The organism is Blastococcus sp. TBT05-19 (assembly GCF_003319095.1).
In the GTDB taxonomy this organism is placed as follows: domain Bacteria; phylum Actinomycetota; class Actinomycetes; order Mycobacteriales; family Geodermatophilaceae; genus Blastococcus.
Genome location: NZ_QOHI01000001.1, coordinates 870,570 through 886,153 on the forward strand (window position 1 = coordinate 870,570; position 15,584 = coordinate 886,153).

General features: G+C 71.1%; 13 protein-coding genes. 3 read left to right on the top strand and 10 right to left on the bottom strand.

Annotated features, from left to right (window positions below; translation table 11 throughout):
• Positions 1–255: 255 nt before the first annotated feature.
• Complete coding sequence (locus DQ244_RS19175) at positions 256–1,380, bottom strand: hypothetical protein (RefSeq protein WP_147251464.1); 1,125 nt, start codon at positions 1,378–1,380, stop codon at positions 256–258.
• An 849-nt stretch (positions 1,381–2,229) separates the two neighbouring features.
• On the opposite strand from DQ244_RS19175, the gene DQ244_RS19800 reads away from it, so the two are divergent.
• On the top strand, positions 2,230–2,511 hold the full coding sequence (locus tag DQ244_RS19800) for an ANTAR domain-containing protein (RefSeq protein ID WP_233491159.1): 282 nt from the start codon (positions 2,230–2,232) through the stop codon (positions 2,509–2,511).
• Here the strand turns inward: DQ244_RS19800 and DQ244_RS04245 are convergent.
• From DQ244_RS04245 to DQ244_RS04265, 5 genes are all read right to left on the bottom strand, one after another.
• Positions 2,508–3,695 carry a PP2C family protein-serine/threonine phosphatase gene (locus tag DQ244_RS04245; protein ID WP_113810647.1) on the bottom strand — a complete coding sequence of 396 codons (1,188 nt, stop codon included), beginning with the start codon at positions 3,693–3,695 and terminating at the stop codon, positions 2,508–2,510. The genes DQ244_RS19800 and DQ244_RS04245 overlap by 4 nt on opposite strands.
• A gap of 401 nt (positions 3,696–4,096) precedes the next feature.
• Entirely contained in the window at positions 4,097–5,083 is a 987-nt protein-coding gene (locus tag DQ244_RS04250) for a sensor histidine kinase (RefSeq protein WP_233491160.1), read from the bottom strand.
• A gap of 204 nt (positions 5,084–5,287) precedes the next feature.
• A complete protein-coding gene (locus DQ244_RS04255; protein ID WP_113810156.1) occupies positions 5,288–7,828 on the bottom strand; it encodes a SpoIIE family protein phosphatase in 2,541 nt (846 codons plus the stop codon).
• Complete coding sequence (locus DQ244_RS04260) at positions 7,825–8,955, bottom strand: acyl-CoA dehydrogenase family protein (protein WP_233491161.1); 1,131 nt, start codon at positions 8,953–8,955, stop codon at positions 7,825–7,827. The genes DQ244_RS04255 and DQ244_RS04260 overlap by 4 nt, the downstream gene beginning before the upstream one ends.
• Before the next feature lie 154 nt (positions 8,956–9,109).
• On the bottom strand, positions 9,110–9,751 hold the full coding sequence (locus DQ244_RS04265) for a dihydrofolate reductase family protein (protein WP_113810157.1): 642 nt from the start codon (positions 9,749–9,751) through the stop codon (positions 9,110–9,112).
• A 153-nt stretch (positions 9,752–9,904) separates the two neighbouring features.
• Here DQ244_RS04265 and DQ244_RS04270 point away from each other — a divergent pair, with 153 nt between their 5' ends.
• Positions 9,905–10,771, top strand: coding sequence for an SGNH/GDSL hydrolase family protein (locus tag DQ244_RS04270; protein WP_113810158.1), 867 nt, complete (start codon positions 9,905–9,907; stop codon positions 10,769–10,771).
• Between the two features lie 154 nt (positions 10,772–10,925).
• A complete protein-coding gene (locus DQ244_RS04275; RefSeq protein ID WP_113810159.1) occupies positions 10,926–11,579 on the top strand; it encodes a ScbR family autoregulator-binding transcription factor in 654 nt (217 codons plus the stop codon).
• A 3-nt stretch (positions 11,580–11,582) separates the two neighbouring features.
• Here the strand turns inward: DQ244_RS04275 and DQ244_RS04280 are convergent, their stop codons facing one another.
• The 4 genes from DQ244_RS04280 to DQ244_RS04295 all read right to left on the bottom strand — a co-directional run bounded on the left by DQ244_RS04280 (position 11,583) and on the right by DQ244_RS04295 (position 15,544).
• The gene (locus DQ244_RS04280; protein WP_158544459.1) at positions 11,583–11,855 is read right to left on the bottom strand and encodes a flagellar FlbD family protein; all 273 of its coding nucleotides are present in this window, start codon (positions 11,853–11,855) and stop codon (positions 11,583–11,585) included.
• Between the two features lie 127 nt (positions 11,856–11,982).
• Complete coding sequence (locus DQ244_RS04285) at positions 11,983–13,287, bottom strand: hypothetical protein (protein WP_113810161.1); 1,305 nt, start codon at positions 13,285–13,287, stop codon at positions 11,983–11,985.
• On the bottom strand, positions 13,284–13,712 hold the full coding sequence (locus DQ244_RS04290) for a hypothetical protein (protein WP_113810162.1): 429 nt from the start codon (positions 13,710–13,712) through the stop codon (positions 13,284–13,286). Before DQ244_RS04290 ends, DQ244_RS04285 begins: the two co-directional genes overlap by 4 nt.
• Positions 13,709–15,544 (bottom strand): hypothetical protein, encoded by a 1,836-nt coding sequence (locus DQ244_RS04295; protein ID WP_113810163.1) that lies wholly within the window; start codon positions 15,542–15,544, stop codon positions 13,709–13,711. The genes DQ244_RS04290 and DQ244_RS04295 overlap by 4 nt, the downstream gene beginning before the upstream one ends.
• Positions 15,545–15,584 lie beyond the last annotated feature (40 nt).

Here is a 15,584-nt window from a genome sequence, read left to right on the forward strand (position 1 = left end):
TGCGGTCATTCGTAGCCGTTCCCGACCGTATTTCTCCGCTGGTCGCACGGCTTATGGAACGCAGTGCACCTCCTTGAACGCGATCATGACGGGTTGGCAGCGCGCTGGCCCGAGGACATCTGCCTAGGGTTCGACGCGCGGCTCTAAGGACGGCATGTGGGGCTGCGGAGGGCTGACTCGCGCCCGCTGGCGCCCACGGTGGGGGCTCTTGACGACCGCCTGCCCACCGTCGAGGTTCATCACGCGAGGCCTTGCTCAAGCTTCCGGTGGATGAGAAGTCTCTTCTATGGCAGTCCGGGTTTCGGGGCTGGCGCCGTTAGGTCCCTGTGTATAAGGCGGGTGACCTGCAATCAGTCTTAATACACTGGCCGGGTCGTCGAGAAGAACCCGAGAATTCTCGATCCGGCTCGCCGTTACCGCATCGACGCTCCTGGTCACAATGCGGCCGTTGTGTTTGATGTATAGAATTTGACCCAGAATGATGACGGCATCGTCCACGCTCTCCGTGGCGGCAATCAACCTGCTGGCCGAATCGGCCTTTAGGTTGTCAATCTCGGCCTGCTTGTGATTGACAACGGCATTTTCTAGCGCGATCCGAGTCTTCTCAATAGCCTCGCGCCCCGCGGGTGAGTTCGCTGCCCCCTTGAGGCGAAGGATAAAGTGTTGCCGCCAGGATCCGAGGATCTCCGGACCCTCCGAGGCAACTTCTATCCCATGTTCCTCCAGCAATGAAAGAAGTGCGCTCCTTATCGCTACTCCTTCCTGTACTCCTCCGGACGTGGCAATCGCGGCACGGATTGCGGCTCCGTCTCCGGGGATACTGGCCGCTGCAGTCGGGTTGAGGGCTTGGCCAGTGATCGCCGACGGTGGCGATAGTTGTTCGTCGTCCACTCCAAGCACTTCGGCTACCTCGAAGAGGTAGCCATCATACAATCGCTTTGTCCCTACAAGCTGCAGCCATTGGTCAAAGTATCCCGATCTTGCTGACGTGTCGTGGTCAACGGTCCACTCCTCGATGAGAATCGCCGCCTCATCAAGGACCTCCGCGACGAAACGCAATCCGACCGGGAATAGTGAGGCCGGTATGCGCAGCGGTCTGCGCCTAAGGGATGCCTCGAGCACGAGCATGGTCGACTCATACGAGGCTTCTAGACGGCATGTCGGACCACCGAAAACTTCAACCGCTGCCACTTCTGCGTCGGCGGCAAATAGCTCTTCGGTGTATCCCTCAAGCGTTCGGAGGGGAATCGCGTGCAGTGACTCGTTGTAGAGATCGACGGGCGAACCCGCCTCCAAATGAACGCGTACCACGCTTAGGGCGGGGACTAGGTTCGCCGTCCCCAGGAATTCCTGAAACTCGTTGGTCGCGCCGCTGAACACCAATGCCTGAGGATCTGGTCGCGATTGAGTCGCGATTCTTGACACAAGGCGCCCCCTAGACTCGGAATCCCAGCTAGCTCATGAATCCGCGTTGGTGCGCTTGAGTCTTGCATCGCGGCGGGCGGGTTGCCCAGCCGACCTGCGGGAGGTGGACACATGCGCCGTCACGATCGAGGACCCAGTCCTTAGTGAGCGCGCAATGAGGCCGACACGGGGGTGTGAGTAGTGCGGCCTCCGCGTCGACGTGATGGTTGGCGCGGAGACCCGAGTCATCGACGCTGGCGTCAGCGAGAATCTGGTAGAGCGGCACGTGCCGGTTGTCGCCTGAGCCTTTCAACCTCCTCGGGTCGTCTATCGGCGGTCTTCCTAGCCGGTCGGACCGCGCTCTGACAACGGGGAGCGATGCCGGCAATCCGAAGCCTTCGCTTCGCCCACCTGGTTGCAGTTCTGGTTGCAGTTGGCCGCGTTCGCGACAGTTCGTCCGGATCCACAATTGTGCGAACGAGCACGTGAACCGGCTTACGGAACGCCAGCGAATCGACACGAATGCGGTCATGACGGCCCTGGCAGTGTGGGGGTCAGGGGTTCGAGTCCCCTCAGCTCCACCCCATAGAGCAGGGCGTCCTCCCATCGGGAGGGCGCCCTGCTCCTGTTTCGGCATCCACCGCGGCATCCTCCCGGTCGTGTCGATGGCCACCGTCGGAGCCGTGCGCGATCGCCGCTCCCCGAGTCGCCTGGATCCCGGTGGATGAAGTGCCGGGGATCCGGACCTCGCCACCCGGCGCGGCGTACGGAATCGCTGGTTTACGACGTAAGCGCGCGGCCGCTTCCGGCCGTAGATTGGCACGTGTGACCTGCTTCGAATCGGAGCTCGAGGAGAGCCGTCGCGAGCTGGCAGCGGAGCAGGAGAGGACTGCCGGCCTCAGGGTGGCGTTGCTGAGCAACCGGCAGATCGGCATGGCGATGGGCATCGTCATGGAGCGCTTCACGATCACCGACGATCGGGCGTTCGACCTCCTGCGGCGCTTGTCCCAGGGCATGAACCGCAAGCTGGTGGACATCGCGCGCGACATCGTCGCGACGGGGCAACTGCCTGTCAGCCCTGTGCCGCGACGGCGGTCGGGGGACTAGGGCTTCAGCTGCCGTTCGTTGCCGGTCCGCCACTCCAGGAGCACGATGCTGGCGTCGTCCTGCAGGTGGTCGGCCTGGTGGTCCAGGACGCGGCGCATGAGCCGGCGCAAGGTCTCCGGTGCCGGGTCCCCGTCGGCGGCGGCGCGGTCGATGAAGTCGGCCAGCCGTTCTTCCCCGAAGAACTCCCCCTCCGGGGAGCGGGCTTCGACGATGCCGTCGGTGTAGAGGACGACGCGGTCGCCGGGGTGCAGTTGGGTCTCGCAGACGTCGGGCTTGCGGATCTGCAGCCCCAGGGGCGGGTGTGGCTTGCAGGGCCCGGGGTCCAGCAGGGCGCCGTTGCGCACGATGAGTGGGGCGGGGTGGCCGGCGTTGACCCATCGCAGCTGGCCGGTGTCCAGGTGCAGGCGGGCGATCGCGGCGGTCGCGAACCGGCTGTCGCTGAACTGGCCGGCGATGACGCTGTCCATGGTCGCGGCGACGTCGGGCAGGTCCCAGGCGTTGCGGCGGGCGTGGCGGTAGGCGCCGACGGCGGCCGAAGCCAGCAGAGCGGAGGGCAGGCCGTGCCCGACCGCATCGAGAACCATCAGGTCCACGGTGGGGCCGTTGATGGCGTAGTCGAAGGTGTCCCCGCCGATGTCGTAGGCCGGCTCCAGCGCGCCGGCGATCACCACGCGGTCGGAGGCGAAGGTCAGCGGCGGCAAAAGGTCCCACTGGATCTCGGCGGCCAGGCTGAGGGTCTTGCGGCGGCGCAGCTGGGCGAAGATGTCGGTGTACTGGTCGTTGACGACGAGCAGCTCGGCGAGCAGCCCGGCAAAGGCCCGCAGCCGGCCTTCCAACTCAGACGTGAGATCAGAGACCAGCATCTCGACGACCCCTATGCGCTGCACGCCGTCGACCAACGGGATCCAGAGCCGGCGTACGCGCGGGTTGACGCGGGTGGACTGCACCTCGACACGGCGGAACGCCCGGCCGCCGATCGTGCCGTCGACGGTGAGCTCCTGCCGGACGGGCACGCCTTCGCCGCGGAGGGGCTGCAGGAGCAGCTGCTCGTAGTCGGTCAGGTAGATGACGGTCTCGGCGGCGCCGAGTTCGCGGGCACGACGGGCGGCCACCGCCGACAGCTGGTCGGGCGCCAGCAGGTGGATGTCGTCGAGGAGGGCCTGCAGCGGGTCGACGTCCGTCACGACGGGCACGGTATCCAGAACAGTTGGACGCCACATCATGGCGAGCCATCATCTGGCGCACGCGCGCTGCGACGTTCGTCACCACGGGGCTCGCATGGTTCCTCACCCGCTTCGTGTGACTCGAGCGCTGTGCCCTGCGGATGATCGGGGCCGCCGACGACGGGCATCCGGGCGGCCGCCACGGCAACGGACGGCATGCCGCGTGGCGTCCCGGGTAGAGCCCGGGGAGCGCCTCGTCCGGTTGAGCACCCAGCCGAGCGGGGTGGCCCGGACGGGCGAGGCGCGGCCCCGAGCCACTCGTGCGCGAACGAGCGACCAGGGACGCCGCTAGGACTGAGACGACGTGCCCGGTGCAGAGCAGGCGGGGACAGGGTGCGCGAGCCGTTCGCGCGCTCCGGGCGCTACGAGGGGGAAGGCGTCCAGTCGACCGACAACCGGACGCTCGATCCGTCGCCGTGGCGGCGCAGCGCGACGTGGTTGCACAGCTGGCGCGCCAGCCACAGCCCCATGCCGCCCGCGGACAGGTCCTCGCCGTGCGCGGGTCCGTACCCGGCGAACGGGTCGGTCGGACCGGCGCCGGCGTCGCGGATGGTGCACACCAGCTGCCCGGGCGCGGTCCACAGTCGCACGCCGACGGGGCGCCGTCCGTGCCGGGCGGCGTTGGAGGTCATCTCGTCCACCGCGAGCAGGTAGTCCTCGATGAGATCGGGCGGGCCGTCGACGGTCGTCAGGAGGGCGCGGATGGCGCGACGCAGGCTGATGAAGTCCGTGACGTCCTCGACGGCCAGCGCAGGTGCCGTGCGCTCCAGCGGTTCGTCGGGCACGGGGAGGGAGGCCAGGTAGCTCGCCGGTGCGACGTAGTCGGGATTGCCCTCGCGGCCCGCAGGGGTGACCAGGTGCGGGTGCGTGCTGCGCGCGGTGGCCAGCACGGTCTCCGGCGCTCGCCGTGTGTCGAAGACGCACAGCCCCCAGAGCGGAGAGGTCGCGAAGGCGTGGTTGATCACGGCCTCGTACCGCTGCCACTCGGTGCGGTCGGCGATGCTGGTGCCGAAGTCCACCTCGCCCACGACCCGGATCCGGCGACCCGGGCTGGCTTGCTCGGCGAGCCCGCGGAACGTGGTGATCGCCGTCGGCGTGCGGGAGCGGTACAACGAGTGCTGGTCCAGCACGAGCACGAGCGGGTTGTCGCCGACCGCTTCGCGCAGGACGCCGGCGGTGCCCGGGCTGACGGCGATCACCGCACCATCGCCGACGGCGAGGCCCTCGAGGAGGAAGGTGGCGGCCACTGCGGCCAGCTCCTCGACCGAGTCGTAGAGCAGTGCGTCGTGCCGGAAGCCAGGTGCGCCGCACGTCAGCACGCCGTCGCCTGGACCTTCGTTCGGATGCACAGTTCTTCGTCCTCTGCGGGTGCTGGCCTTCTGTGGCGAGGGCCAACCTCTCGCGCTGCCGCTCCTCTCATGTGTACCCCACGCCAACCCTCCGCGCTTTCGGACGGATGCCCGCCCAGGTCACGCGAGCTCGACAGCCCCGGACGCTCCACCTCGCGGACCGGGCGCGGAGCACGGTCGCAGCTCACGTCCCGCCACGACCGGTCAGTCCGGTGCGACATCGGGCGGCAACCTGTTGGGTCCGGCTCGCACCGGCCGGGGTCGGTCCTGGGGATGGAGCTGGATCGCGAGGAGAGCCACGTCGTCGCCGGGATTGCCGGGAAGCATCCGCGCGAGCACCTCGTCGCACAGGTCGTCGAGATCGCCGCCGGCGAGTTCGCCGAGGGTCGACCGCAAGCGGGCGAGCCCGTGGTCGATGTCCTCGTGACGGCTCTCGACCAGGCCGTCCGTGTAGAAGAACACCACGCTGTGCCACGGCAACGAGACCTGCGACTCCCGGCGGGGCGCGTCCGGGCGGACCCCGAGCAGCAGATCCGGGCGACCCTGCTCGAGGACTTCCACCTGCCCGTCCGGGAAGATGACCATCGGTGGGGGGTGCCCAGCATTGGTCCAGCGCAGCCGTGCCCACCCGGCCTTCCGCTCTGCGTCCTCCTGCTCCAGACGAGCCACCACCGCCGTGGCCAGGATCTCCGACTGCAGCGTCTGCATCACCCGCTCGACCTGGCTCAGGACGGCCACCGGTCCATCGGAGTCGCGCGCGGCCAGCGCGCGGACGATGGTCCGGGCCTGTCCCATCGCGGCGGCCGCCTGCACGTCGTGACCGACGACGTCGCCGATGACCAGCACCGTGGCGCCCGACGGCTGCAGGAACGCGTCGTACCAGTCCCCGCCGACCTCGGCGGCCTCGGCGGCAGGGACGTAGCGCACCACGATCTGCACGTGGTCCGGCTGCGGGGGAGGCGTCAGCAACGAACGCTGGAATCCCTCGGCGAGCTGGCGCTGCTGCCGGTACAGGCGGGCGCTGTCGAGCACGACGCCCGCGCGAGCCGCGACGTGGCGGGCGGCCACCAGGTCCTCCGAGGTGAAGGTCGCGCGGTCCGGGCCGGTGCACAGCGTCAGCATCCCGACGGTCCCGTTGCGGCCGGGGAGCGGCAGCACGGCGATCGAGTTCGGTGCGAGCCCGTCGAGCAGGTCCCGCACCGGGCCGGGCTGGATCATCTCCCGCGCCCGCGCGGTCGCGTCCTCGGCGAGCAGGTGCACCTGCCCGGTCCGCATGGCGCGGACGACGAGCGAGTCGTCGTGCAGCACGCCGAGCCGCGCCTTGGCGTAGGAGTCGACTGCGGCGCGGCGCTCGGGGTCGTGGTGCCAGGACGTCACGCTGCGGAGGGCGCGGTGGTCGCCGCTGTTCTCCTCGTCGTGGACGAGACTGACGATGCACCAGTCGGCGACCGCCGGTACCAGGAGTCGGGTCAACCGTTCCGCTGCCTCGTCGGCGTCCAGCGTGGTCGACAGCTGCTCGGTGATGCGCGACAGGAGCCGCTCGCGTTCGGTCGCCCGCTCGGCCAGCTCCTGGGCGCGCCGGCGGGTCGATATGTCGAGGAAGTACAACGCCAGCCCGTCGGGGGTGGGCACGGCTCGGACCTCTACCCAGATGTTGAGCGGGGCCGGGTAGAAGGCTTCGAAGACCACCGGTCGACCGGTGCTCGTGGCGCGCCGGTAGTTCGTCTCGAACTCGGTGCCGACCGTCGCCGGGAACGCCTCCCACAGCGTCCGCCCGAGCAGTTCGGTCCGCGGCGTCATGGTGATCCGCTCGGCTTCTTCGTTGACGTGCGTCATGACCCACGAGGCATCCATCGCGATGAAGCCGATCGCCATCGACTCCACCAGCGCGGCCACCCGGTCCTGCGCCTCCCGGCGCACGGAGATGTCCCATGCCGCACCGAGCAGGCGGACCGCTGTCCCGGCCTCATCGGGCAGCGCTCGCCCGCGGGCGGCCACCCAGCGCTGCGTGCCGTCGGGCAGGACCACGCGGTACTCCGCCGAGTAGTCGCCGGTCGTCTCGATCGCGTGCTCCAGCAGCGCGCCGACCCGATCGACGTCGTCAGGGTGCAGACGGGCGTTGAACGACTCGATGGTGCGGTCGAACGTGGCGACGTCGTATCCGAAGAGCTCGATCAACCGCGTGTCCCAGCTCAAGGTGCCGGTGACGAGGTCCCAGTCGAACGTGCCGATGCCGGCGGCGTCGATGGCCAGGGTCAGCAGTTCCCAGGCGGAGGCCGGGGAGAGCAGGCCTCCGGCCTGGGCCAGCGCCGCAGGCGCCGCTGCGGGTTCGGCAGTGCTGCGCGCCATGACCGCTGCGAGGACCGCTTCGTGACGGCGGCGCTCGACGGCGGCCGCCCGAAGTGCCTGCAGCCGCTCGAGCAGGTCCGGTTCCGCGGGTCCGGCGACGAGCAGCTCGAGCGGCACCCCTGGGGCGAAGGATGCCTGCCGGCGGACCTCCACCGCCTGATCGGTGAGGACGGCGACCTGTGCGGCGGAGTCCTGCCGATGCACCTTCTGGACCACGGCGATCGGGTTGACGACCGCCGACCCCAGGATGACGAGATCGAACTGGCCGTTGTGCGCGGACAGCTGCGCGAGGAGGGCTGCGCCGTCCAGCAGCTCTGGTGCCAGCGGCGCCAGCGCAGCGCTCTCGGACTGGGAGCCGCCGACGAGCAGGCAGCGTCCCGGTTCGAGCTCGGTCACTCGCCCAGCAAGGGCAGGCCCAGGGCGGCCCGACCCGTCCAGATGCGCAGCAGGTCGGTGGTCGGGCTCATCACATCGGCTGCGCGGGCGTCGCGCAGGTGCCGCTCCAGCGGTGATCGATCCCGGTACCCGATGCCGCCCACCAGGGTCATCGCCTCGTTCGTGACGTGGACCGCGCACCCGGCGACCTCCGCCTTCGCCGAGGTCAGTGCGCCGAGCGCCGCCGGCCCTCCGGCATCGGCCTCCTCGGCGGCCCAGTACACCAGCCGCCGGGTGCGCTCGACCTGCGCCCAGAGCTCGCCGAGCCGGTGCTGCAGCAGCGGCTCGGCAGCCAGTCGGCGACCGGTGTGGGAGTGAGCGCGCGTGCCGAGATGCTCGATGGCCTCATCCAGCGATGCCTGTGCCACGCCGAGGTAGGTACCGGCCATGGCCATGAGGAAGAACGGCGCCACGACCTCGAAGACGAACCAGATCTGATCGCCTTCGGCGCCCAGGAGGTGGTCCTCCGTGACACGGACGCCCTCGAGCTTGGCGCGCTGCGAGGAGTTGCCGCGCATACCGATGCCGTCCCACCCGTCCACCCAGCTCAAGCCTGCGGCGTCGCCGGGCACGAGCACGCAGGAGAACTCGCCGACGGGAGCATCCGGGTCGGCCGCCACGGTGCTCACGACGTACGAGTCCGCTCGCGACCCGTTGGTCACGAAGGACTTCTCGCCGTCGATGCGCATGCCGTCGGGCTCGCGCGTGAGCCGGGTCTGGGGGAGCCAGAAGTGTGCGCCGGTCCCCGGCTCGGACAACGCCAGGGTGGTCAGGTGCTCGCCGGCGACGATGGCGTCGAGGAACTCCTTGCGCTGCCGTTCGGTGGGCTTCGCCGCGATCACAGCGGTGGCGACGCAGTGCATGCCGAAGCACAGACCCGCCGAAGCGTCGACCCTTCCCAGGGCCTCCCCGGCGGCGACGACCCCGCGGAGGCCCAGCCCGCTGCCGCCCAGCTGTCGAGGGGCGGCCAGGCCACCCAGACCAGCAGCCTGCATCGCCGCGAGCACCTCCGCCGGCCACACCCCGGAGTCCGTGCGTGCGACCAGCGGGCGGGCGACCGTCTCGGCCACCTCGGATGCGCGCGTCACGACGTCGGCAACGCTCACGGGGATCGGGGAGGCCGTCACAGCCCAGCAGTCTATTGCGCCTCACCGACATGCGAACGGGCCTGGCGCCTGTCGGCCTCCTCTCCACGCGCCGCCTGCCGACCGGTGCCTCGGTCGGTCCGGGTGCTGATCGGGGTCAGTCCCGCTCGACGCCGCGCTCCGGCGCGGCCATGTCCCCGGTCGCGGGGACGCCGTCGGCGAGGCCGTAGCGCAGGAAGACGGTCCCCATCGGCCCGGCCGCCGGCGGCTCGAGCAGCCGCACGTTCGTGGGGACGGCGCCGCCGTCGAACACCTTCTTCCCGACCCCGAGCACCACCGGGTGCAGCCACAGGTCGAGCCGGTCGAAGAGCTTCTCGCGCAGCAGCGTCTGCACCAGGTCCAGGCTGCCGACCACCTTCACGTTCTCGTGCCGCTCCCGGAGCCCGCGCACCTCGGCGGCGAGGTCCGGACCGAGCTGGGTGGACCCGGCCCAGGAGAGGTCCGGCGTGCCGCGGGAGGCCACGTACTTGGGGATGCGGTTGAACAGCGTCGCGATGCCGTCGTCCTCGCCGCCCTGCTGGTGCGGCCAGTACGCGGCGAAGATGTCGTAGGTCCGGCGGCCGAGGAGCAGCGCATCGGTGCCCTCGTAGGCCGCCGTCACCTGCGCGCCGGCGACGTCGTCGAACAGCGGCGCCTGCCAGCCGCCGAAGGGGAAGCCCTCCGGGTCCTCGTCGGGTCCGCCGGGCGCCTGCCCGACGAGGTCGAGGGTGGCGAACAGCTCGATCTGGACGATGCCCACGGGTGCTCCTTGAAGTCGGTCGGCTGGCTCAGGAGGTAGACCGCCGGACGGCGGTGGACTGAGCGGTCCACCGGATACCTGTGACGCGCGTAACCATCAACCGTCTCCGCCGTTGATCCGGGCACACCGCCCCCCGAACGACTGGAGCCAGACGTGCGCCGTCTCGCCGCTTGCGTTCTCGCCGTCGCCGCCGTCCTGCTCAGCCTGCTGGTCGCCCCGGCCGCCCAGGCGAAGCCGAAGGCGCCGCCCGCGCCGCTGCAGTACGTCGCCCTCGGTGACTCCTACAGCGCCGCGTCGGGGGTGCTGCCGCCCGACCCGCTGGCGCCGCCGCAGTGCCTGCGGTCGATCCTCAACTACCCGAACGTCATCGCCGCCGAGCTCGGCGCGCAGCTCACCGACGTCACCTGCGGTGGCGCCGACACCGGTGACTTCGCCGCCTCCCAGTACGACGGCGTCGCCCCGCAGCTGGACGCGCTGAGCCGGACGACGCAGCTGGTCACCATGACCATCGGCGGCAACGACAGCGGCGTCTTCATCAACTCGATCGTGTCCTGCGGCGTCGCCGGCCTCTCCACCCTCGGCCAGGGCAACCCGTGCCAGCAGAAGTACGGCACCTCCTTCGAGGACACCGTCCGCACCACCACCTACCCCGCGCTGGTCCAGGCGCTCACCGACGTGCGGAAGCGGGCCCCGAAGGCGGAGGTCGTGATCCTCGGCTACCCGTGGATCCTGCCCGCGGAGAAGGGCTGCTTCGACAAGCTGCCGGTGGCCGAGGGCGACGTTCCCTACCTGCGCAGCCTGCAGGCCACGCTCAACGAGGTCATCGAGAAGGCGGCCGCGCAGACCGGGGTCACCTTCGTGGACCTCTCCGAGGCGTCCGAGGGCCACGACGCCTGCCAGGAGATCGGCGTCCGGTGGATCGAGCCCGTCCTGCAGACCACCAACCCGGTCATCGTGCACCCGAACGCCCTGGGCGAGGCCGAGATGGCCGCGCAGACGATGGCGGTCCTGGACCGCTGACCCACCGCGTTCCCCGTCCGGCCCCGTCCCACCGTCATCGGAGGGCGGGGCCGGACGCGCCTCTCACCCGCGGGGACGCGGGAGTGCGCCCGACATCCCGGGTCGAGCCGCTACGCTCGCCCATCGCGAGGACGCCGGACGATGGAGGCACGGAGTGGTCGAACCGGTGGACACGGCGGAGTCCGGCGGTCGTCGTCCCCGCGGCCGGGCCAGTGACAGCGCCGCCACCCGCAGGCTCATCGTCGAGGCTGCCGCCACGCTCTTCAGCACGCGCGGGTACGCCACCGCCTCGCTCAACGACATCGTCGCGGGCACAGGGATGACCAAGGGCGCGGTCTACTGGCACTTCCCCTCCAAGGAGGACATCGCCCTCGAGATCGTGCGCCAGATGTACGCCAGCTGGCCGCCGATGCTGGCCGAGGTCATGGCCGCCCACCCCGACGCGCTCGACGCGCTGGTCGCCTGCACCTACAAGGCCGCCGACCAGTTCAGCAGCGACCTCACCACCCAGGCGGCGAAGCGGCTGCTCGCGGAGCTGCCGCCCGAGGCGATGGCGAAGCTGCCGCAGCCCTACGTGGGCTGGCAGGGGGCGCTGTGCTCGCTGATCACCGAGGGGCAGCGCCGGGGCGAGATCAACCGCGCGGTGGAGGCGGAGGGCACGGCGCAGGCCATCGTGGCGAGCTTCTTCGGCATGCAGCAGGTGTCGTGGGAGCTCACCGGCCGGCGCGACCTGCTCGCCCGTCTGGAGAACTTCTGGAAGCTGGTCCTGCCCCAGCTGCGGCCGGAGGCCGCGGCCACCGAGGGCTGACGGTCAGTCGGCGGTCGTGGCCAGCGATCCTGCACGCCGCGCCAGGCGGGTTGCCGTCGGCGTCGCCGCGTAGCCGTTCACCAGCCGCGACCGGGCGGCGAGCGCTCCCGCGCGGTGCCGGCTGATCGAACGCAGCAGCTCCTCGAACTCGGTCTCGACGACGAAGTGCGTGCCGTCGGTCAGGACGACGACGGTGTCGCCGTGGTGCTCGATGCGCTCGATGTTGTCCGGGTCGACGGCGAAGTGCTCGCCGTTGCGGCAGGTCACTGCGATCACGGGAGCGCTCCTCCGGGTCGGCGTACGGGGCCGGCGGTGGTGCCGGTCCTGCCCTGGGGACATCGACCCCCTCGCGCGCCGGCTGTAGCCCCTGGCCCGGAAGTGCTCCCTAACGGGTGAGACCCGCTCAGAAGCCGAAGAGGAGCCCCAGCCCGCCCACCGTGAACAGCACCATGACGATCACCAGCGGCAGTTGGTCCGAGGCGCGGGCGTGCCGTTCGGAGAGCAGCGCCCGCTCGTGCGCCAGCGTGACCCCGGCGACGTGGCCGGCGACCACGCCGCCCACCTGGACGTAGGCGATGGTGTCGGGGCTGACGGCGGTCAGGTCGACGACGTTGCCGTAGGTGCCGAAGAGGTCCACACCCGGGACGCCGAACGGGTTGCTGGCGAGGATCCACGTCGTCTGCCCATCCAGGAGCAGCAGGCTGAAGTAGTGCGCCACCGTGTAGCCGAGCGCGATCGGGACGACCGTCGCGGCGTAGCGCTGCGGCTGGACGCCCAGCGGCTGGCCGGCCAGCCGGCCCGAGAGCCGGGTGCCCAGCAGGTACAGGACGGCGACCAGGGCGATGCTCAGCACCAGCCCGGCGGTGCCGGAGAAGGAGTCGTCAGCCGCTCCCGGGCCCGTCTGCCACCAGACGGTGCGGGTCAGGCCGTCGAAGGCGGTCGACCCCAGGAGCACCACGACGACGGCGGCGAGCCCCGGTGTCTCGGGCGTGGCGGTCGCGTTGGTCAGCGGGTTGCGGAGCACCAGCCGCCCATCCGCGCGCCGGCCCCACGGGGACAGCCGCGCGACGACGGCGGAGTACACCTCGAAGCCGTCTCCCTGCGCGAACCAGCCGGCCCCGAACCACAGGGCCAGCCCCGTGTGCACGACGGCGTAGGCGATCAGGAACCCGGCGACCGTGCCCGGCTCCGCGCGGCCGGGGAAGACCAGCTCGAACCACAGGAAGACCAGCAGCGATCCCGCCGCGGGCCACAGCCCCAGCGCGGGGAGCCGTCCGGCCCCGGGGGTGGACGGCAGGAGCCGGCTCAGCAGCGCGTGCAGCAGCCGGAGCGGGTTGACCGCCCGCCAGACCGGTCCGAGCAGCAGGCTGGCCGGAACCAGCCCCACCCAGAACGTCACGTACAGCGCCCACGGGGCGAGGTTGCGCGCGGTCTCGGGCGGTCCGGCGAGGGCCGCGGCGACCACGAGCACGAGGAGCGCCAGCGCCACCGCCTGCAGCGCGCGGCGGGTGCCCGTGCCGTCCACGAACCGCTGGACGGCGTCGGGCACCGGCCGACCGGAGGCGGGCCCACCCAGCTTCGGCGTCCGCCAGAACAGCAGCAGCGCCGCGAAGCTGATCAGGATCGCCGCACCCGCCCCGTACAGGGCCAGGCCGAGCGGGATCGGCAGGTCGGTGCGCGACCCGACCCCGTGGGCCAGAAGCGTCACGAGACCTGCAGCGTCAGCAGCACCGTCCCGGCGTCGTGCAGCTCGAGCTCGAAGACGCCGGGGACCGTCGCGTCGAAGGTCAGCTCCGACGGGGTGCCGGGGGCCAGGTCCGCCGTGACGTCGTACCCGTGCAGGTGGGCCTCGTCCGGCGCGTCGCTGGTGATCGTCACCGTCACCCGGTCCCCGAGCGGCACGGGCACCCGGCCGGTGTCACCGGTGACCTGGCCTCCCGCCACGTCCACCGCCAGTTCCGTCCCGGCCGGCTCGGCCGGGGGAGTGGTGGCCGGGGTGCTCCCCGTCGTCCCGCCGGCGGTGCTGGACGCCGCCGAGGTCGGCTCGGCGGCATCGGGCGCCGCGGTGCCGGCGCAGCCGGCGAGGACCAGCGAGAGGGGGAGGAGGGTGACGGCCGCGAACCGCCGGCTCATCGGCCCACCGAACCCTGACGCGTCCCCTCGGCGGGGCTGTCGGCCGGGGCGTCGGCGTAGGGCTCCCGCACGCTGGCGCGGCGGGCGTACCGGCCCACGCCCCAGGCGATCGCGGCGATGAGCGCGAGGGTGCAGGCCAGCACGACCAGGTTCGAGATCGTCCACAGGCTGCCGGTGGCGTCCTTCAGCTCGCGCTGCAGGATCTCCACCTCCGGGATGGCCGAGCGGGTCATGCCGTCCTCGGCCGGGAGCTCGTCCTCGCCGATGGCCTCGTCGGCCGGCAGGTAGATCGGCACCGCGGTCAGGGTGCGCCCGTCGTGGATCCGCAGCAGCGTCTTCCACGTGCCGTGCAGCGGCACCGGCTCGGTGGTCCGGTAGGTGCCCTCACCGGTGCGCTCGAGCTGGGTGACGACCAGGCCGTCGCCCTGCCAGGCGGTGATCTGCACCCAGGACGGGTCGTCGACGAAGTCGGCCGGGTCGATCTCGACGGTCACGTTCGCCGTCCGCGGGTCGGTCTCGACGTCCTCGATGCCGAACGTCGCCTCGACGTCGTCGGGCACGGTGGCCACCAGGCCGTTGGCGACGGCGGCGGCCAGGGCGAGGATGCAGCCCACGACCACGGTCCGCGCGATCGCGGGGCGGGGCAGCCGGCGGCGCAGGCCGGAGGCGAGCAGCGCCCCGAGCAGACCGCCGACGACGCCGCCGACGATCGCCATCAGCGTGCCCTCGACGAGGATGTCGCTGGTCCAGGAGAGGGTCTGGGTGAACTGGGTCCAGCCCGCCTCGGTGGCGTGGCCGACGGTGCCGATCAGCACACCGGCGGCGGCCCCGAAGGCGAGCGGCTTGCGGGCCAGCGCGACCGACAGGGCCAGCAGCTCCACGATGATCGCCGAGCCCAGGTACAGCGGGAAGGAAGGCGTGATCTCACCGAAGGCCGGTCCGACGATCAGCGAGATGCCCCCGCGGATCACGAGGAAGAACGCGACCGCCGCCAGCGCGCCGCCGCGGCCCATGAACAGGCGGGCGGCGACCAGGGCCATGCCCGCGGCGCCCGCGATCATCAGCGGCTCGAGCACCAGCCGGAACTGCGGCACGTCGAAGTCGTACTCGCCCTGGAAGACCGACAGGCCCAGCAGCAGGCCGCCCATGGCCGAGGCCTGGCGGATGAACCGCGCGGTCTGCCCCACCTTGCGGTCGCCGTCGTCGGTGGACAGGCCGCCGTGGCCCTCCTGCTCGAGCAGCAGCAGGCCGATGATGGACAGGCCGGCGCCGCCGATGAGCATCAGGTGGGTGGGGCCCCACAGCGTGACGTCCTGGCCGAACATCCGGTGCCAGACGTCGTCGAGGGGGAAGCCGAGCAGGGCGTAGAAGCCGGCGGCGGTGAGGATGATGCCGCCGACGGGCACGTCCCAGCCGCGCAGGAACCGGACGGCGGACGGGCCCGGCTTCTCGTCCAGCGGCATGGAGCAGGCCAGGATGCCGCCGGCGAACACGCCGAAGAGCCCGAAGAGGATGAGGAAGTGCGCCGGGTTGGCGAGCGGGCCCTCGTCGCGGCCCACGCCGATGTGCAGGGCGATGTCCCACAGCATGCCGAGCAGTGCGGTGAGCAGCGAGAGCGTGGTCAGCACGGTGGGCAGCGCCACCCAGGCGGGGACACCGGTGGCGGACCCGAGACGGTTCCCGATCGTGGTCAGGACCGTGGAGCGCCGGGTGCGGTGCAGGAACACCAGCGCGAGCAGTGCTGCGGTGAGACCGAGGCCGATCCCGGTGGCGAGCAGCACCTCTCCGATGGCGGCGCCCCCGGCGGGGCGGGTCTCTGCGGCCAGTGGCATAGCGCTCCCTCGAGGCATGGGGCTATGGAACACCCATCAC

Bases quoted from the DNA above. Each gene is read 5' to 3' on its own strand.
- DQ244_RS04295 (WP_113810163.1), bottom strand. From the start codon at position 15,544: ATGCCACTGGCCGCAGAGACCCGCCCCGCCGGGGGCGCCGCCATCGGA.
- DQ244_RS04290 (WP_113810162.1), bottom strand. From the start codon at position 13,712: ATGAGCCGGCGGTTCGCGGCCGTCACCCTCCTCCCCCTCTCGCTGGTC.